Raw genomic sequence first — 18,375 nt, forward strand, 5'->3', positions numbered from 1 at the left:
ACGAAGATGTTATCTTCGTTTCTTTCTTGATTTAGGTGAACCTAGTATTTCATTCATAATCACACCATTTACAAATGCTTTTTCATCGAATGTAATATCAGCAACGGTGAAGATTGATTTTAACTTCGGATCCTTAACATTATCCGCTTCATCAATCACTTGTTCTGAAACTTGAATAGTAGATTCTACAGCTTCTGAAGTATTTACTTCTGATCGTGAAACTTGGTATCGTTCGCGCACTCTATTTTCAGTACGTTTACCAGTGTCTCTCGCCGCTCTCTTTGTACGTTCAATACGTCCATTAAGATCTTGTTCTAATCTTTTAGAATATTGCTTAGAAGTATTTAGTTGTTTTGGTTGTTGCTTCGTTTGTTCTTCTTGTTCTAGTTTCTGGTATTCCTCTTTGAAGTCATCGACAAGTGTTTGCCAAATACTTTTGTTGCTGTCATCAAGATTCTCATTATTTATGGGTTTTTGGTTAGGTAAAGATGGATACCTAGATTTTGGTCTCTCAAGCTTATCTAAATCAATTCTTCTTTGTTGCCTCTTTTTTGACTCTTGAGCAGATTGTATGACTGAAAAGGCAATACCTATACCAAAAATGAGTAGTGGAACTATAAATTCCATGTGATCACATCCTACTCTTTATCGTTATATTGAGTTGGGTTCGTCAACTTATTGATTGAATCTCTCATGCTTGTATCTGCTTCAATATTTTTTAAATCATAGTACTCTGATACAGAAATATGACCTTTTTCTAATGCTATAGCGAATGCAAGAGGGACTTTAGATTCTGCTTCTACAACTTTAGCTCTCATTTCTTGAACTCTTGCTTTCATCTCTTGTTCTTCTGCTACAGCCATTGCACGACGTTCTTCTGCTTTTGCTTGAGCGATATTTTTATCTGCAACTGCTTGTTCTGTTTGAAGATCTGCACCAATATTTTTACCGACGTCTACGTCAGCAATATCGATTGAAAGAATTTCAAATGCTGTACCTGAGTCAAGACCTTTATCTAGAACAGTTCTTGATATACGGTCTGGATTTTCAAGAACCGATGTGTGATGTTGTGATGAACCAATTGTAGATACAATACCTTCACCAACACGCGCAACGATTGTCTCTTCACCTGCACCACCTACAAGTCTTTCGATGTTTGCACGTACTGTAATTCTTGCTTTAGCTTTAACTTCAATTCCGTTCATAGCTACACCCGCAATAAATGGTGTTTCAATAACTTTAGGGTTTACAGACATCTGTACTGCTTCCAATACGTCACGCCCAGCTAGGTCAATTGCGGCACATCTTTCAAATGTAAGACTAATGTCTGCACGTTGTGCTGCGATTAATGCGTCAACAACACGGTCAACGTTACCACCAGCAAGATAGTGTGACTCAAGTTGATTCGTTGTCACTTGTATACCCGCTTTTCTTGCCTTAATTAATGGTTCAATAACTCGCTTTGGCTTAACTCGTCTTAACCGCATCCCAACTAGTGAGAAAATACCTACTCGAACACCTGCTGCAAGTGCAGAAATCCATAAACCGATTGGTACAAATGAAAGAATAATCGATAAAACAATTAGTCCGATGATTAGAAAAAAGACTAATGCGACTGCTCCTCCAGAAAGAAATCCAACTGTCATATAAAATCACTCCTAATTAGTTTACAGGTCTAACAACTATCCTAGTTCCTTCTACATACACTACTTTAACATCCACGTTGGCATTGATAAAGGTACCTTCTGCAACTGCATCTATTCTATTATCATTAATTAAGACAGTCCCAGATGGTCTTAAAGGAGTTAATGAAACCCCAATTTCACCGACAAGGTATCCCCTGTCGTCAAACGAAGTATAACCGCTTTCAGTATCTGTAGCATCAGTCAAAATTAAGCGTTTCCATATAGGAACTCGTTTTTTCTTCATTTTAATAAATACACCTACTTCTATTAACGTGATGACAATTACTATTAGAAGTACAATCCCATATATTTTTGGATCAGAGGTAACCATTATAATACTAAATATAATCATTGCTAATCCAACTGCTCCAAGAATTAATCCGATAACAAAAAACTCTATAGTAAGTAATATGACGCCAAAAAACAATAGTATCAATGACATATACGTAAAGCCACTATTAAAAAAATGTCCGATGTAATAGATACTAATTGACATGATTGCTAATAGTGTCGATACATTGATTTTTTCAGAAAATACTTGGTAGACGATACATGAAAAAAATATCAACAGTAATATACCTGAAGTCACAGGATAGGTAATAAATGATACAAAAGATTCCATATTGTTAGCCTCCTTTTTAGTATACATGAATCAAATTCAATTAAACAATAATATATAAAAAAAGAGACGATATAATTATCGTCTCATGATATATAGTCATGTTACTCGAGGGAGCTTACACTCAACTATATAAAATAATTTATTATCTAAATTTACGTTTACGTGCTGCTTCTGACTTCTTCTTACGCTTTACAGAAGGCTTTTCGTAAAATTCTCTTTTTCTAGCCTCTGCAATTGTACCGTTCTTAGAAACTGTACGCTTAAAACGACGAAGTGCATCTTCGATTGATTCGTTTTTTTTGACTACTGTCTTACTCATAAGTGTGTCCCTCCCTCCGAAATAACACATAGAACATTATTAAAGGTACAAGTGTACCATAGAAATATTATATTATACATTATCAATGATGGTCAACTATTTATTTAATAATTAGAGTCACTGACCTCATGATTGACGATTTTAACTCCGCTTGAAGCGCCGAGTCGCGTGGCACCTTTTTCAATCATTTCAATCGCATCTTCATAACTGCGAATTCCACCACTGGCTTTAACACCAAGGTCTTCACCGACTGTCATTCTCATTAATGCAACGGCTTCAATAGTAGCACCACCACCGTTAAATCCAGTGGATGTTTTAACGTAATCTGCACCAGCTTCTTTAGATAGTTCACACACTTTTATGATTTCATCTGAATCTAACATTGCAGATTCGATGATTACCTTCACTAATGCTTCTGTATCCGCTGCATCACATACTGCTTTGATATCATTATATACAAGATCAAAATTTCCTGATTTTAATGCACCGATGTTAATTACCATATCAATCTCATCAGCACCATTTTGAATTGCATTTACTGTTTCAAATGCTTTAGTTTCACTTGTTGATGCGCCTAGAGGGAATCCAATCACAGTACATACTTTCGTGTTTGAATCTTTTAGAATATCTGCGCAAGTTTTTACCCAAGTGGGATTGACACAAACACTGAAAAAGTTGTGTTCTTTTGCTTCTTCACACAATTTAAAAATATCATCTTGAGTTGCTTCTGGCTTTAATAAAGTATGGTCGATATAATTTGCTAATTTCATGAATGTTTCCTCCACTTAAATCTCGATTTTATTGATTAATTTACGGTCAAGATATGCATATTCTTTAACCATTGGTTTTTCAAGTACTCTAACGAGTTCACCTTTAGAGACAGGGTATCCGGGTTCAGTAATTTTAACTTTAACAAGTTCACCCGTCAGAGATTCGTCACCATCGATTTCAACTTTAAGGTAGTTATCAGAGTGTCCAATTAACTTACCCTTTTTTGAAGTCTCGGGAATAATTTCTAATACATCATCTCTAAACCCTTCAGCATAGCTTGTTGCTAGACGGTCTGATAATTCGATTAGTTTGGATACACGCTCATGCTTAACGGTCTCATCTACTTGGTCAGACATTCTCGATGCTGGTGTACCTGTCCTGATAGAGTAAGGGAAAACGTGTAGCTCTGAGAAATTGTGTCTCTCTATAAAGTCATAAGTCTCCATGAACTCTTCTTCAGTCTCACCTGGGAATCCTACGATAACGTCTGAAGTAATAGCCACACCTGGCATGATACTTTTCAGTTTTTCAATTCGTGATTCAAAGAATTCCATCGTATACTTTCTTCTCATACGTTTTAACACAGTGTCACTACCAGACTGAATTGGAATGTGTAAGTGCCTAACAATCTTATTCGATTTATCGATAACTTCAATCACTTCATCAGTTAATTGACTCGCTTCAATGCTTGAAATACGCAGACGGTTTAAGCCTTCTACCTCTTCAAGATCGCGTAATAACTGTGCTAAATTGTAGTCTTTCAGATCTTCACCATAACCACCCGTGTGAATACCAGTTAGTACGATTTCTTTATATCCTTCTTGTACAAGTTTAGTTGCTTGTTCAATAACTTTTTCTGGATCTCTTGAACGCATTAAACCACGAGCCCAAGGAATGATGCAGAACGTACAGAAATTGTTACAACCTTCTTGAATTTTAAGAGTCGCACGTGTTCTATCTGTGAAGTAAGGTACATCCATTTCTTCGTAAGTGCGTTTTTTCATGATGTTTTTTACACCATTGATCGGCTCACGTTCTCTATGATACTGTTCTACATAACCTAAAAGTTTGTCGCGATCCTCAGTACCGATGATAATATCTACACCAGGGATTGCCATAATTTCTTTAGGAGCTGTTTGTGCGTAACAACCAGTAACAGCGATAACTGCATCTGGATTTTTACGGATAGCACGACGAATAACTTGTCGACTCTTTTTGTCACCAGTGTTGGTAACTGTACATGTATTTATAACGAATACGTCCGCGTTCGTATCAAAATCAACTCGTTCGTATCCGTCTTCTTTAAATATTTGCCACATTGCTTCAGTTTCATAGTGGTTCACCTTACAACCAAGCGTATGAAATGCAATTGTTTTGTCATTCATGAAATCAAATCTTTCCTACTTAAATTTAGACTAATTCTAGCATAAAACCCTTGTAGATACAATGTGCTCTTATTCCATTACAGCGTCAATTACAGATAACATATATAATGGTGCTGTCTCAGCACGCAGAATTCTTTCACCGAGTTTTACAAAAGATAAATTATCAACTTCAATTTCTTTTTTTGAAAAACCGCCTTCTGGCCCGAAAATAATAGATAGATTATCAAACTTTTTATTATTATTTAACACATCGATGAGTGATTCTGACTTTGTAAAATTCAAATCTTCATATGCAAATAAATTTAAGTCATACTGAGATAAATCAATCGACTTTAAATTTCCCACGAATTCTATAGTCGGCACTGTTAATCGTTTCGACTGCTCACTCGCCCCTTGAATAATTTTTTTGAATCGCGTTAAACGATTTTTTCTCTTTTTATCATCTAATTTCACAACTGCACGATCTGCCTCGTAGATTAAAAATACATCTGCACCAAGCTCAGTAGCTTTCTGAATCATAAAGTCGAATTTTTCACCTTTTAATAATGGACAAATGACAGTTTTAGAGATATTACTCTTCTGAACATCTATTTCTTCTATTGTTAGGTATGTAAGTGGTGAAACTTCTGTAATCTCTGCTTTATAAACTTTGTTGTCTATGTCAACAATTCGGAAAGTATCACCTAAAGACATACGCATCACATTTAACATGTGATGCGCGTCTTTTTCTAAGTCTGTATAGTTTTTATTTAGTTTTAGAGTATTTAAAGAAAAGAATTGTTGCATAGTTAGTCCTCTTTCTTAGCGAGTATACTTATCCAACCGTTATCTTCTAATAGTTCAAGTACTGTAAATCCAGCACTTTCCAGTTTAGTTAATATATCCTCTTTTTTCTCTACAATGATACCACTTGAAATAAAGTGACCTCCAGGTATCAGGCAGTTGTATGCATCTGTGATCATCATCTCGATAACATGAGCGAGAATATTCGCCATTACGATAGTATATTTACGCGTTTCGTTCTTAAGTAAATCAGAACTGCGTACTTCTACCCCATCGATATCGTTTAATTTTAAATTTTCTCTTGCTACTTTTAATGATAATTCATCAATATCTGTTGCCGTTAAATCTCTTGCCCCCATTAAATGAGAACCAATAGTAAGAATACCTGAACCTGTACCAACATCGATAATTTTATCTTCTGGTTTCACAATTTTTTCAATGAATTTTAGGCACATTGAGGTTGTAGGGTGATCGCCTGTACCAAATGCCATACCGGGATCTAATTTAATTAGACGATCATCTGCTTTAATTTCGTGATCATCCAGTTCCCAAGAAGGAACAATCATAAACGTTTCCGACACTCTAAAACTATGGAAATACTTTTTCCATTCGTTTTCCCAGTCTGTTTCTTTTACTACATCTTGAGTTATATTTATATCATCTTTATCAACTAAGCTTTTTGTTTCTTCTATAAAAGTCCTAATTTGAGCGAGTTTTTGATCAACCGACACACTTTCATCAAAATACACTGTTAATCTGATATCTGACTCTGGGTAATCATCTGGATTTAATCTAAATTTATTATCGAAATCTTCAACTCCTGATTTCATAATGTCCATAGAGTAATCTACAGAGATACCATTTGAAATATCTGTTAAAAATTCCGTAAGCATTTCTTCATTTTCAACACTCGTATTTATAGAAATCTTGTGCCAGTTCATATATTATTCTCCTTTAAAGAATCTCTTTGCCTTTTCTGTAAAGCTTTCATTTGATTCTTTTATCGTTTGTCCATTTAATTCTGAGAGTTTTCTAAATAAGTCTCTCTCTTCTTCAGATAATTTAGATGGTGTTTGCACTTTAACTGTAACGATTTGGTCACCATATCCAAAGCCATTGACGTTCTTAATTCCTTGTTCTCTTAATCTAAACTTACGTCCTGATTGTGTTCCACCAGGTACTTTCAGAGATACTTTACCTTTAAGTGTAGGAATTTCAATTTCATCACCTAGTGCTGCTTGGGAGAATGTGATTGGTAATTCATAGTGCACATCGTCACCATCACGCTCAAATCTGTTGTCTGGCTTTACTCTAAATACGATATATAAGTCTCCTGCTGGACCACCATTAATTCCTGGCTCACCTTGACCTTGAAGTCTAATTTGTTGCCCGTTGTCAATTCCCTCTGGAACTGTCACTTCAATTTCTACATTCTTAGTGATTGTACCTGCACCATGACATTTGTTACATGGATGTTCGATTTCTTCACCTGTACCTCCACATGTTGGACAAGTCCGTTGTGTATGAATTTTTCCAAATGGCGTATTTTGCTCAACAGTAACTTGACCCGTACCAGAACATGTATGGCAGGTTTTTTTAGAAGTTCCAGGTTGAGCCCCTACACCATCACATACGTCACAAAGGATTTCTTTTTTGATTGAAACAGTCTTAGTTGCACCGAATACTGCTTCATCAAATTCAACTGTCATTGTGTATTGTAAATCATCTCCGCGTCTTGGTGCGTTTGGATCCATTCTTCTTGAGCCACCGAAAAAAGAACTGAAAATGTCTTCGAAGCCGCCGAAGCCACTTGCTCCTCCAAATCCACCAAACCCATTTCCGCCTCCAGCGCCTCCACTAAAAGCGCTGTGACCGAAGCGATCATACTGTGCACGTTTTTCATCATCATAAAGTACATCATATGCTTCTGTTACTTCTTTAAATTTTTCATCTGCATCGTCGTCTTTATTTATATCCGGGTGATATTTTTTTGAAAGTTTACGATACGCTCTTTTAATATCATCTTTTGTAGCATTTTTCTCGACGCCTAGGACGTCATAATAATCTTTTTTAGCCAAATTCTCGCCTCCAACATTCCAATATTATCATTTAAAAAAGTCAAAGCCAATCCATTTGGCTTTGACTTTTGTTATTAGATCTTATTTATTATCGTCATCTTTAACTTCTTTAAAGTCTGCATCGATTACATCTTCATCTTCTGAACCAGTAGATGTTTCTTCAGTGCCAGCTTGTCCCTGTTCTTGTTGCATTTCTTGGTAGATTCGCATTGATACAGCTTGAAGTGCTTGTTCTAGAACTTCTTTCTTAGCCTTGATATCTTCTGAGTCATCACCTTTTAATGCTTCTTCTAATTTAGATTTAGCATCTTCGATTTGTGATTTTTCATCATCAGAAACTTTCTCACCAAAGTCTTCAATAGTCTTAGTAGAAGAGAATACGAGTTGGTCAGCTTCGTTACGTAGATCTACTTCTTCACGACGTTTTTTATCTGACTCTGCATTTTCTTCTGCTTCTTTAACCATTCTGTCGATATCTTCATCAGATAGGTTAGATGATGATTCGATTGTGATTCTTTGTTCTTTACCAGTACCTAAGTCTTTTGCTGATACGTTAACGATACCGTTTTTGTCAATGTCAAAAGTCACTTCTATTTGTGGTACTCCACGAGGTGCTGCCGGAATATCAGTTAACTGGAAACGACCCAGTGTTTTATTGTCAACTGCCATCTCACGTTCACCTTGTAGAACATGAATGTCTACTGCTGGTTGGTTATCAGATGCTGTTGAGAATACTTGAGATTTACTTGTTGGAATTGTTGTGTTTCTTTCGATTAATACAGTGTTAACGCCACCCATTGTTTCGATACCAAGTGAGAGTGGTGTTACGTCAAGTAAAACTACGTCTTGAACGTCTCCTGCTAATACTCCACCTTGGATCGCTGCACCCATTGCTACTACTTCGTCTGGATTTACAGAACGGTTAATTTCTTTACCAGTTTCTTTTTTGATTGCTTCTTGTACTGATGGGATTCTTGTTGAACCACCAACTAAGATTACTTCATCAATATCATTGAAATTTAAGCCAGCATCTTTGATTGCATTTCTTACAGGTACCATTGTTCTCTCAACTAAATCGTGAGTTAATTCATCAAATTTAGCACGAGAAAGAGTTGTTTCTAGGTGTAATGGACCAGCTGCTCCTGCAGAGATAAACGGTAATGAAATTTGAGCTGACGATACACCTGATAAGTCTTTCTTGGCTTTTTCAGCTGCATCTTTAAGTCTTTGCATTGCCATTTTATCTTGTGATAGGTCAATTCCATTTTCTTTCTTAAATATATCCACTAAGTGAGCGATGATCTTATCATCGAAGTCATCTCCACCAAGCTCGTTATCTCCGCTTGTAGCTAATACATCGAACACACCATCTCCAAGCTCTAAGATAGATACGTCAAATGTGCCCCCACCTAAGTCAAATACTAAGATTTTTTCTTCTACTTCATCTTTGTCTAACCCATAAGCAAGTGCTGCTGCAGTTGGTTCGTTAATGATACGTTCTACTTCCAGTCCTGCAATTTTACCAGCATCTCTAGTTGCTTTACGCTGTGAGTCGTTAAAATATGCAGGAACAGTGATAACTGCTTTCGTTACTTTTTCTCCAAGATAGCTTTCTGCTGTTTCTTTTAATTCTTGTAAAATCATTGCTGAAATTTCTTCTGGCGAATAAGTTTTTCCTGCTGCTTCTTCTTTGTGGTCAGAACCCATATGACGTTTCACTGACATGATTGTATCTGGGTTTGTGATCGCTTGACGTTTAGCAACTTCACCTACTTGACGCTCTCCATCCTTGAATGAAACTACTGATGGAGTTGTTCTGTTACCTTCACGGTTAGCAATTACTTTTGCTTCTCCACCTTCTAATACAGATACTACTGAGTTCGTTGTTCCTAAGTCTATACCGATAATTTTACTCATATTATTAATTCCTCCAATATTTTATTATTCACTTACTTTAACCATTGCTGGTCTTAACACTCTTTCTTTTAACATATAACCTGTTTGGAATACTTCAATTACAACTCCACTGGATACACCTTCAACAGCCTCTGTCATTACTGCTTGGTGGAAGTTCGGGTCAAAGTCTTTGTCTTGAGCATCAATTAATGTGATTCCATTTGAATTCAGTTTATTAATAAAATCGTTATAAACAATCTCTACACCTTTATGAAGTGATTCAAACTCTTCAGAATTTCCAGAAATTTGAAGTGCACGTTCTAAGTTGTCAATAACTGAAAGTAAATCCTCAGCAAATGATTGATTTTTATATTTATTATTTCTTTCCGCTTCTTCTCTAGTTCTACGTTTATAGTTTTCGAACTCTGCATAAAGCTTCAAGTATTTGTTTTCTTCTTCTTCTAATTTAGATTTCAAAGTGTTTAATTCTGAACTTTCTTCATCCACTTCTGGCTCTGTAGTTATTTCTACAGTTTCTTCATTAGAAGATGCCCCTTCATCTAAAACTGGCTCAGTGTTTTCTTCTTCATTACCAGTTTTTGTGATTTCTTCATTTACATCTTCTTTTTTCACAAAGTCACACTCCTTATTTTCTAAATGCATTCACTGCTTTAATTACATTTTTGTACCTCATCATCTCTGGTCCTATAATCATAAGCTGTCCTTCAAAACCATTCTGATTAATATCCGTCGTAATTATAGATAGTGTTTGATAATCTTCTCGTAGTTCGTGACCGAATAATACACTGATTGGATTATCGTCTGTTTTAACCACTGGTAATCGTGCATGTTCAATATCTTCATAAAGTGTTTCTAACGTTTCGATTTCACTTTGGAAATCTTTTAATAGAAACTGTAGTCCAGAATAAGCAACAATCTTGTTATTCTCACTAATATTTTGTTCAATTTTATGGACGAGCTTTGTCACAAACTGCTTGATTCTAAAGTCATCTAAATAGTGGTAATACTTTAGAATGTCCATCACGTCTACAACAGGTCTTTCTCTAAGTAGATTATTTAGCACTACACCAACTTTTTCCATTTCTTTATCTGATATATGTGCTTCCTTTTCTACAGTGAACTTCCGAACAGATTCACTATCCATCACTAAGATTATGAGTACCAAATTCTCTGATATCGGTGTCAGATAAACACCTTTAATGATCGCTCGTCCATCAGTTAGAGTAACATATGTTAAATGCTGTGTCTCTTCACTGAAAGAATGTGCGATTGTTTGACCTAGAACCTCAATATCAGAAAGGGACGCGTCTATCTCAAATTTAAGACTCTTTTTTGAATCGTATTTCATTGAGATATTTTTTATATAATGTTTAAGTCCATTTCTTGATGGAATTCTACCTGATGAGGTATGTGCTTTTGTGATGTACCCTTCTTTTTCTAAAACTGCCATTTCATTTCGAACAGTTGCGCTAGAAATATTCATATTGTACTTATCAATTAAGTGTTGTGAACTCACTGGAGTACCATCATCTAAAAAGTCGTCAACTATAAAATAAAGAATTGATTTCTGCCTTTCCGTAAGCACTCTACCCACCTCGTTAGCACTCTTATCTATCAAGTGCTAATTCAATATTAACCCATTGGTCAAAGTATGTCAACACTTAACACTCATGTTTTTTAAGCACTTTAAACTATTGGTACATTAGTGTTTAGAGACTTTATAATTATATTAATCAAATAAGAACAATTAATATATTAGCAATAATTATTAAAGAGTGCTAATAATACACATAAAAAAGAGTTTCCTTTTGGAAACTCCTTTAATCATCTATTAGAAAATCCACGAATATATCGTTACCGATCATTCTGCCTTCATCTGTCAAACTTATATAATGGTCATTCTGTTGTAAGTGTCCGAGATTTATATGCTTATCTAATGCTTTACCATAGACATCATATATAGGCATATTAAATTTATCTTCAAAGCGTTCAATTGATACACCTTGATTTAAGCGAAGTCTAAGAAACATTTCTTCTTCCATCATATCCGTTTTATTTAATTTGATTTTTTCTTTTACTACGTTTTTATGATCATTCATCGATTTAATATAATGAGTAACTGGTTTAATATTGTAGTATCGCATGTCTCCAATGTAACCGTGACTCCCTGCTCCAGCTGCTAGATAGTTTTCATTTAACCAATAAGTCTTATTGTGTTGAGATTGAAATTCTTTTTGACTAAAGTTAGATATTTCATATTGTGGATATCCAATGTCATTCAGTCCGTTGATTACTCTACCGTATATTTCCCCTTCTTTAATTGATGAACCTATCGACATCTGTCCTCTATTAATTTTGTTATAGAATACAGTATGCGGTTCAATAATTAGTGAGTACCATGATATGTGCTTTGGTTTTAAAATTTCAATATTCTTTAAACTATCTTCAATATCCATTAACTTTTCACCTGGTAAATTATACATTAAGTCGATTGAGTAATTATCCAATCCAATCTTATTCATATGTTCTATTGAACGATAAATATCATCAAAATTATGTGTACGACCAAGAACTTTTAATAAATCGTTGTTAAATGTTTGAACCCCTAGAGAAATACGGTTTACGTCATAATCTTTTAGTAGAGAAATTTTCTCTGTCGTTAATTCGTCCGGGTTTGCTTCAAATGTATATTCAGACACTTGGCCAAACTTATTCTTAATTGTCTGTAATAAAAACTCTAGCTGCTTCATAGATAACGATGTTGGTGTGCCTCCACCAACATAAATCGTTTTTAAATCTGTAACTGGAAATGAATCAATTTCTTGCTTTAATGCCATTAAGTATGCATCTACTGGTTGGTTTTTAATGAGTACCTTATTGAAATCACAATAAGTGCAAATTCGATTACAAAATGGAATGTGAACATATAAACTTCTCAAATCACCACTCCTAAATATAAAAGAGAAATCTTTCGATTTCTCCTAGCCTTAATCTTCGTCCATTTTTAAAACTGCTAAGAAAGCTTCTTGTGGAATTTCTACAGATCCTACTGCTTTCATTTTCTTTTTACCTTCTTTTTGCTTCTCTAGTAACTTTCTCTTACGCGAGATATCCCCACCATAACACTTCGCTAGAACGTTTTTACCAATAGATTTAATGTTCGTTCTTGAAACAATCTTGTTTCCAATCGCTGCTTGTACTGGTACTTCAAATTGTTGTCTCGGAATAAGTGTCTTGAGTTTATCTACTAAAGCTTTACCTCTTTCGTAAGCAAAGTCCCTATGAACAATTAAACTTAACGCGTCAACTTGTTCCCCATTTAATAGGATGTCCATCTTTACAAGTCTTGATTCTCTATATCCAATGATTTCATAATCGAGTGATGCGTAACCTTTAGTGTGAGATTTTAACTGGTCAAAGAAATCAAATACGATTTCTGACAAAGGTATCTCATAGATGATGTTTACACGTATATCATCTAAGTAATCCATTGTAATGAATGTTCCACGTTTACGCTGACATAGCTCCATTACAGCACCTACGTAATCACTTGGCACCATGATTTGTGCTTTTACGTAAGGTTCTTCAATATAATCAATCTTTTGTGGATCAGGCATTTGAGATGGGTTATCTACTTTAAGCTCGCTTCCGTCTGTTAAAGTAACTTTATAAATAACGGATGGTGCAGTTGCAATTAAATCAATGCCAAACTCTCTTTCAATACGTTCTTGAATAATCTCCATATGAAGCATTCCTAAGAAACCTGTACGGTAACCGAATCCGAGTGCTTGTGATGATTCTGGTTCGAACTCTAATGCTGAGTCGTTTAATTGAAGACGTTCTAGTGCTTCTCTTAAATCAACATAGTCCGCTGAGTCAATTGGATATAAGCCACAGAACACCATAGGATTTAAACGTTTATATCCAGGTAATGCTTCTTCAGCAGGTCTATCGTTTAGTGTAATTGTGTCACCTACAGGTGCGTCAGAAACTGATTTTATTGAGGCTGCGAGATATCCTACGTCACCAACAGTTAATTCTTTAACTGGCAGTTGAGCTGGTGTGTTTATGCCAACTTCTGTAACTTCAAACACCTTACCATTAGACATCATTTTGATTTCATCTCCAGCTCTTACAGTTCCTTCCATGACACGTATAGAGGAGATGGCACCTCTGTATTGATCATAGTATGAGTCGAAGATTAATGCTTTTAGTGGTGATGCAGGGTCTCCACTTGGTGCAGGTATGATTTCTACAATTTTTTCCAAGATATCATCAATACCAATGTCTGCTTTTGCTGAAGCCGGAATTGCATCTTCGGCAGGAATACCAATTACATCTTCAATCTCTTGAGCAACACGATTTGGATCTGCTGCTGGTAAGTCAATCTTGTTGATGACTGGCACCATTTCTAACTCATTATCTAACGCTAAGTATACGTTAGCGAGAGTTTGTGCTTCAATACCTTGTGCAGCATCTACTACTAGTATCGCACCTTCACATGCTGCAAGTGAACGAGAGACTTCGTAAGTAAAGTCTACATGTCCTGGTGTATCAATCAGATGAAAGATATATTCTTGACCATCACGAGCAGTATATTTTAATTGTACTGCGTTAAGCTTGATCGTAATTCCACGTTCACGCTCTAAATCCATCGCATCCAAAAGACGATCTTCCATGTCTCTTTTTGCTACAGATTCTGTATGTTCTAACAGACGATCCGCGAGACTAGATTTACCATGATCGATATGTGCGATGATTGAAAAGTTTCTTATATGTTTTTGTCGTACTAAACGTTCTTTATCTGTCATAAAATTTCCAACACCCTTTTCTACAATGCTAATATTTTAACATTTTGCCCCGTTTTTCTCAATTCATTTTCATCTCAATATTGCAAAATCAATATAAATTTGGTAAAATATTTCTTGTTGCAATCAAAGTTGTACAACTTTTTAACTCTGGAGGTGTAACATAAATGGCAAATATCAAATCTGCAATTAAGCGTGTTAAGACGTCAAACGCTGCGGGCGAACAGAACATTGCACAGAAAAACCAAATGCGTACTGCTATCAAAGCTGCTCAAATGGCTAAAGCGGACGGCGCAGAAAATGCTGATGAATTAGTAAACGTTGCTTTCAAACATATCGATAAAGCTGCTAAGAAAAACTTAGTTCACAAAAATAAAGCAAGTCGTATGAAATCACAACTATCAAAATAAACTTCTCTTTCTAGAGAGGTTTATTTTTTTACGTATTTTCATTTGAAAACGCTTTATAATTAAAAGTTCTGAAAATTCCTTTTATTATAATAACTTTCATGTATAATGAGTTTTATTAATCTTTAGGAGGAGTTTAATGAATTTTGAACCAATCGTAGCATTCTTTCTGCTACTTCTATTACTAGCAATTGGAGAGATTATCTCTATTTGGACTAGAGCACGGATACCAATGTTGTTAGTCGCAATGATTGGATACTTAGTTTTAACATGGACTGGCGTGTTTCCTGAAAACATTACAGATCAGTCCACGATTCCAGCATTGGCATCTGTCGCAATTGCTCCTCTTATTGTACATATGGGGACACTTATGGGCTTAGATGTTTTAAGGAAACAGTGGCGTGCAGTTGTTATTGCTCTTGGTGGTTTAGCTGGTTCTTTAATATTAGTGCTTACAATCATTACGTTAATATTTGATTTTCAAACAGCAGCCAGTGGTATTGGCCCGATTTCCGGTGGTGTGATAGCCCTCTTAATTACTACAGAACGCCTCACAGAACTCGGATTAACATCTATAATTGTAATACCTATTATGATACAGGCATTTCAATCACCAATTGGCATGCCACTTGCTACTTACTTCATGAGAAATTATAGTAAATATTTCTTAAGTCATAAAGAACAATTTAAAGAAAGTTATGCTTTAAGCTTTAATGAGGAAAATCATGCAACGAAAAGACCGAATATTTTACAAAACAATATCATTTTACTTACTATTGTTATTGGCTTTGGAGCTCTCGCAATGTTACTTGGAAATGTAACACCAATACATTATACGCTTTACTCACTCGTGTTCGGTATTCTGTTAGTTCATTTAAAAATTATTCCAAAAGCAGTTTTAGATAAAGCAAACTCATTCTCTTTTTTAATGGTTGCTCTTATGATTGTTGTCATAAACACAATGGGAGGAATTACGCCTAGTGATGTTATTAACAACCTACCGGCAGTGTTAATGTTACTGTTAGTCGGTATTTCGGGTCTTTTAATTGGTGGTTTTATCGTTTCGAAACTTGTAGGATGGCATCCAAATAAAGGTATGCCCGTAGCACTTACAGCACTTTTTGGTTTCCCAGCTGACTATATTCTTTGTGAAGAAGTTGCACGAGGAGAAACGGATAATGAGAGAGATAGAAAAGTACTCTTTGATGAACTTGTATCACCAATGGTCATCGGTGGTTTTGTAACAGTGACTATATCATCAGTGTTTATCGCAAGTATTATTATGGGTATGATTTAGGAGGATTTTATGTCAAAATTATTAGTAAAAAATATTAGTTTAATAAACGGATCAGGTGATCCATTAAAAGAAAATACATCTATATTGATTGAGGATGGTGTATATACAGCAATCAATCCTAAAAATATTAGTGATACTGCAGATGTTATTGACGGAGAAGGTAAATATTTACTTCCGGGTATGATTGATACACACGTGCATTTAGCAACTGAGTTTCAACCTCTTGCAGAAAAAATTGCAACACCATTTTCTTATAATTTCTTTCATTCTATAGAGTTTGCAAAACGTACGATTGATGCAGGAGTCACTACTGTCCGTGATGCTTATGGTGCAGACCTAGGATTTAAAAAAGCAATTGAAGATGGACTTATAGATGGACCACGAATGCAAATTTCAGTATCTGCACTTTCAATTACAGGTGGTCATGGTGATTCTATGAACTATTCCGGAATTGAAGTTCCATTTATCAAGCCACACCCAGGATTACCTTCAAACATCGCTGACGGTGTAGAAGAAGTTAGAAAAAAAACGCGTGAAATTTTAAGAGCAGGAGCTGATGTAATTAAGGTGATGGCAACTGGCGGTGTATCTACACCAACAGATCATCCTAGGTTCACTCAGTATTCATTAGAAGAGTTAAAAGTAATTGTAGAAGAAGCAGAATTCAGAAACGGTGTTAAAGTCATGGCTCACGCTCAAGGAGCTGAAGGTATTAAACAATGTTTAGATGCAGGCATTCATTCAATTGAACACGGCATTTACCTTACTGATGAAATTATAGAACAAATGAAAGAACAAGGAACGTACCTAGTACCTACCCTACTTGCACCATTATCAGTTATTGAATTTGCTGAAGAACTTGGAGTATCAGCAGTTGGTCTCAAAAAATCAAAAGAAGTATTACAAGATCATATTGATAGCTTCAAAAAAGCATACAAGGCTGGGGTAAAAATCGCAATGGGAACAGACGCCGGAGTTTTCAAACATGGGACGAACTTAAGAGAATTAGAACTCATGGTACAACACGGTATGACTCCAATGGATGCAATCGTAGCATCCACTAAAGTTGCTGCAGAATGCATGCAATTGGATAATGTCGGACAAATTAAAGAAGGATATTTAGCGGATTTTATTTTAGTAGATAAAAATCCTTTAGAAGACATTGCAATTCTTAAAGACATTGACAACATCTTAGTTGTTGCAAAAGAAGGAAAAATTTTAAAAGATATTAGATAATATAAAAATGAGATGTATAATTTTTTACATCTCATTAAATTTTAGTTAAGAATACTTCAAATAACGCTTCTCGTTCAAGATAGCTCGTCTTAAACTGATAGTCCATATCCCTACATAATATCATTTTGTTTAAAAGATAGTTTAATGGATATCGATCAATGGTTCTATATGCAAGTTTAACCCGATACGGATGTACTCTTAGTCTCTTCGCAATAGCGTCAGAGTTCAGACCTTCTTGTTTTAAGATTTTAGTTTGATAAAGCAGTCTAAATTGTCCTGCAACAAGTCCTAATAACTTTATTGGTTCTTCTTTTTGCAGCATAAGATCTCTAAACAGCATAACTGCTTCTCGTTTCTCGTTTTTAAGTAAATAATCTGTAAGTAAAAATACATTCTGCTCTAAGCTTTTACTGATTACTTCTTCTACATGTTTAGTTGTGATTTCATCATCTACATATAGTAGAAGTTTTCCAAGTTCTTGTTTCACTGTGTCGTAATGAATACCTGTTCTTTCAATGATCATATTTATTAATGAGGGATTGAACCTCACATTCTCTCTTTCTATTACAGAGCGTATGTAGTCACGAAGTTCGGCTTCTTGCATTTCTTCTACTTCAAACAATTCACTTTTCGTCTTAGCAATTTTAGTAATCTTTTTACGACTATCAAGATTTTCAGACTGAACAGAAAATATCAGTAGTGTATCATCTTCTTTATTTTCCAGATACTTAATCATTAAGTCTATATTGTGGTCTACTGTATTTCTAGAACGTATTGCAGTAAAAAGCGTTGCATTTTGAATAATAATTGCTTTTTTATTACTTAGAAATGGTAATGTTTGTGCCTCTTCAATGATTGATTCTATTGTTGTATCATTATAGTCTAATACGATTCTATTAAAATCATCTACTTCGCCGACATAATCTTTCACAAGAGTATTTACTTGCTCTTCGACACGGACTCTATTTGTCCCATAAACAATATTAATTAATTTCATTTCATCCTCCATATCATCTCTTGTTTATTATAGTATAGATTTTTTTCTCATTCTACATTATACTAGAGAT

At 35.1% G+C, this 18,375-nt stretch carries 18 protein-coding genes; 3 read left to right on the plus strand and 15 right to left on the minus strand.

Annotated elements, in window-relative coordinates:
• Positions 1 to 9 precede the first annotated feature (9 nt).
• From H9D55_RS05890 to lepA, 14 genes are all read right to left on the minus strand, one after another.
• Complete coding sequence (locus tag H9D55_RS05890) at positions 10 to 627, minus strand: hypothetical protein (protein WP_186077708.1); 618 nt, start codon at positions 625 to 627, stop codon at positions 10 to 12.
• Between the two features lie 11 nt (positions 628 to 638).
• Entirely contained in the window at positions 639 to 1,646 is a 1,008-nt protein-coding gene (gene floA, locus H9D55_RS05895; RefSeq protein WP_186077710.1) for a flotillin-like protein FloA, read from the minus strand.
• 16 nt (positions 1,647 to 1,662) lie between these two features.
• Positions 1,663 to 2,307, minus strand: a complete 645-nt coding sequence (locus tag H9D55_RS05900) for an NfeD family protein (protein ID WP_186077712.1) — start codon at positions 2,305 to 2,307, stop codon at positions 1,663 to 1,665.
• A gap of 142 nt (positions 2,308 to 2,449) precedes the next feature.
• Positions 2,450 to 2,626 (minus strand): 30S ribosomal protein S21, encoded by a 177-nt coding sequence (gene rpsU, locus H9D55_RS05905; protein ID WP_186077714.1) that lies wholly within the window; start codon positions 2,624 to 2,626, stop codon positions 2,450 to 2,452.
• 104 nt (positions 2,627 to 2,730) lie between these two features.
• The gene (gene deoC / locus H9D55_RS05910) at positions 2,731 to 3,396 is read right to left on the minus strand and encodes a deoxyribose-phosphate aldolase (RefSeq protein ID WP_186077716.1); all 666 of its coding nucleotides are present in this window, start codon (positions 3,394 to 3,396) and stop codon (positions 2,731 to 2,733) included.
• Positions 3,397 to 3,411: 15 nt separating this feature from the next.
• Positions 3,412 to 4,782 carry a tRNA (N(6)-L-threonylcarbamoyladenosine(37)-C(2))-methylthiotransferase MtaB gene (mtaB, locus tag H9D55_RS05915; protein ID WP_186077718.1) on the minus strand — a complete coding sequence of 457 codons (1,371 nt, stop codon included), beginning with the start codon at positions 4,780 to 4,782 and terminating at the stop codon, positions 3,412 to 3,414.
• 69 nt (positions 4,783 to 4,851) lie between these two features.
• On the minus strand, positions 4,852 to 5,568 hold the full coding sequence (locus H9D55_RS05920; protein ID WP_186077720.1) for an RsmE family RNA methyltransferase: 717 nt from the start codon (positions 5,566 to 5,568) through the stop codon (positions 4,852 to 4,854).
• 2 nt (positions 5,569 to 5,570) lie between these two features.
• Positions 5,571 to 6,506, minus strand: a complete 936-nt coding sequence (gene prmA / locus H9D55_RS05925; protein ID WP_186077722.1) for a 50S ribosomal protein L11 methyltransferase — start codon at positions 6,504 to 6,506, stop codon at positions 5,571 to 5,573.
• Positions 6,507 to 6,509: 3 nt separating this feature from the next.
• Complete coding sequence (gene dnaJ, locus H9D55_RS05930; protein ID WP_186077723.1) at positions 6,510 to 7,643, minus strand: molecular chaperone DnaJ; 1,134 nt, start codon at positions 7,641 to 7,643, stop codon at positions 6,510 to 6,512.
• 81 nt (positions 7,644 to 7,724) lie between these two features.
• Positions 7,725 to 9,560: a molecular chaperone DnaK gene (gene dnaK / locus H9D55_RS05935; protein ID WP_186077725.1), complete on the minus strand. Its 1,836-nt coding sequence runs from the start codon at positions 9,558 to 9,560 to the stop codon at positions 7,725 to 7,727.
• A gap of 24 nt (positions 9,561 to 9,584) precedes the next feature.
• Complete coding sequence (gene grpE, locus H9D55_RS05940; protein ID WP_235963126.1) at positions 9,585 to 10,172, minus strand: nucleotide exchange factor GrpE; 588 nt, start codon at positions 10,170 to 10,172, stop codon at positions 9,585 to 9,587.
• Between the two features lie 13 nt (positions 10,173 to 10,185).
• Positions 10,186 to 11,145 carry a heat-inducible transcriptional repressor HrcA gene (hrcA, locus tag H9D55_RS05945; RefSeq protein WP_186077729.1) on the minus strand — a complete coding sequence of 320 codons (960 nt, stop codon included), beginning with the start codon at positions 11,143 to 11,145 and terminating at the stop codon, positions 10,186 to 10,188.
• Positions 11,146 to 11,380: 235 nt separating this feature from the next.
• Positions 11,381 to 12,499 (minus strand): radical SAM family heme chaperone HemW, encoded by a 1,119-nt coding sequence (gene hemW, locus H9D55_RS05950; RefSeq protein WP_186077731.1) that lies wholly within the window; start codon positions 12,497 to 12,499, stop codon positions 11,381 to 11,383.
• 48 nt (positions 12,500 to 12,547) lie between these two features.
• Entirely contained in the window at positions 12,548 to 14,371 is a 1,824-nt protein-coding gene (lepA, locus tag H9D55_RS05955) for a translation elongation factor 4 (RefSeq protein ID WP_186077733.1), read from the minus strand.
• 164 nt (positions 14,372 to 14,535) lie between these two features.
• Between lepA and rpsT the strand changes: the two genes are divergently transcribed.
• The 3 genes from rpsT to H9D55_RS05970 all read left to right on the plus strand — a co-directional run bounded on the left by rpsT (position 14,536) and on the right by H9D55_RS05970 (position 17,308).
• Positions 14,536 to 14,778 (plus strand): 30S ribosomal protein S20, encoded by a 243-nt coding sequence (gene rpsT, locus H9D55_RS05960; protein WP_186077735.1) that lies wholly within the window; start codon positions 14,536 to 14,538, stop codon positions 14,776 to 14,778.
• Between the two features lie 136 nt (positions 14,779 to 14,914).
• Positions 14,915 to 16,072 carry a hypothetical protein gene (locus H9D55_RS05965; protein WP_186077737.1) on the plus strand — a complete coding sequence of 386 codons (1,158 nt, stop codon included), beginning with the start codon at positions 14,915 to 14,917 and terminating at the stop codon, positions 16,070 to 16,072.
• A 9-nt stretch (positions 16,073 to 16,081) separates the two neighbouring features.
• Positions 16,082 to 17,308 (plus strand): metal-dependent hydrolase family protein, encoded by a 1,227-nt coding sequence (locus tag H9D55_RS05970; protein ID WP_186077739.1) that lies wholly within the window; start codon positions 16,082 to 16,084, stop codon positions 17,306 to 17,308.
• Positions 17,309 to 17,342: 34 nt separating this feature from the next.
• Here the strand turns inward: H9D55_RS05970 and holA are convergent, their stop codons facing one another.
• The gene (holA, locus tag H9D55_RS05975; protein WP_186077741.1) at positions 17,343 to 18,305 is read right to left on the minus strand and encodes a DNA polymerase III subunit delta; all 963 of its coding nucleotides are present in this window, start codon (positions 18,303 to 18,305) and stop codon (positions 17,343 to 17,345) included.
• Positions 18,306 to 18,375: the final 70 nt, after the last annotated feature.

It is taken from the genome of Phocicoccus pinnipedialis, assembly GCF_903994035.1.
Lineage (GTDB): Bacteria > Bacillota > Bacilli > Staphylococcales > Salinicoccaceae > Phocicoccus > Phocicoccus pinnipedialis.

Coding starts and splice junctions, on each gene's coding strand:
- mtaB (WP_186077718.1), bottom strand. CDS start 4,782: ATGAATGACAAAACAATTGCATTTCATACGCTTGGTTGTAAGGTGAAC.
- prmA (WP_186077722.1), bottom strand. CDS start 6,506: ATGAACTGGCACAAGATTTCTATAAATACGAGTGTTGAAAATGAAGAA.
- H9D55_RS05965 (WP_186077737.1), top strand. CDS start 14,915: ATGAATTTTGAACCAATCGTAGCATTCTTTCTGCTACTTCTATTACTA.
- H9D55_RS05890 (WP_186077708.1), bottom strand. CDS start 627: ATGGAATTTATAGTTCCACTACTCATTTTTGGTATAGGTATTGCCTTT.
- lepA (WP_186077733.1), bottom strand. CDS start 14,371: ATGACAGATAAAGAACGTTTAGTACGACAAAAACATATAAGAAACTTT.
- rpsU (WP_186077714.1), bottom strand. CDS start 2,626: ATGAGTAAGACAGTAGTCAAAAAAAACGAATCAATCGAAGATGCACTT.
- dnaK (WP_186077725.1), bottom strand. CDS start 9,560: ATGAGTAAAATTATCGGTATAGACTTAGGAACAACGAACTCAGTAGTA.
- H9D55_RS05920 (WP_186077720.1), bottom strand. CDS start 5,568: ATGCAACAATTCTTTTCTTTAAATACTCTAAAACTAAATAAAAACTAT.
- rpsT (WP_186077735.1), top strand. CDS start 14,536: ATGGCAAATATCAAATCTGCAATTAAGCGTGTTAAGACGTCAAACGCT.
- H9D55_RS05970 (WP_186077739.1), top strand. CDS start 16,082: ATGTCAAAATTATTAGTAAAAAATATTAGTTTAATAAACGGATCAGGT.
- deoC (WP_186077716.1), bottom strand. CDS start 3,396: ATGAAATTAGCAAATTATATCGACCATACTTTATTAAAGCCAGAAGCA.
- floA (WP_186077710.1), bottom strand. CDS start 1,646: ATGACAGTTGGATTTCTTTCTGGAGGAGCAGTCGCATTAGTCTTTTTT.
- holA (WP_186077741.1), bottom strand. CDS start 18,305: ATGAAATTAATTAATATTGTTTATGGGACAAATAGAGTCCGTGTCGAA.
- H9D55_RS05900 (WP_186077712.1), bottom strand. CDS start 2,307: ATGGAATCTTTTGTATCATTTATTACCTATCCTGTGACTTCAGGTATA.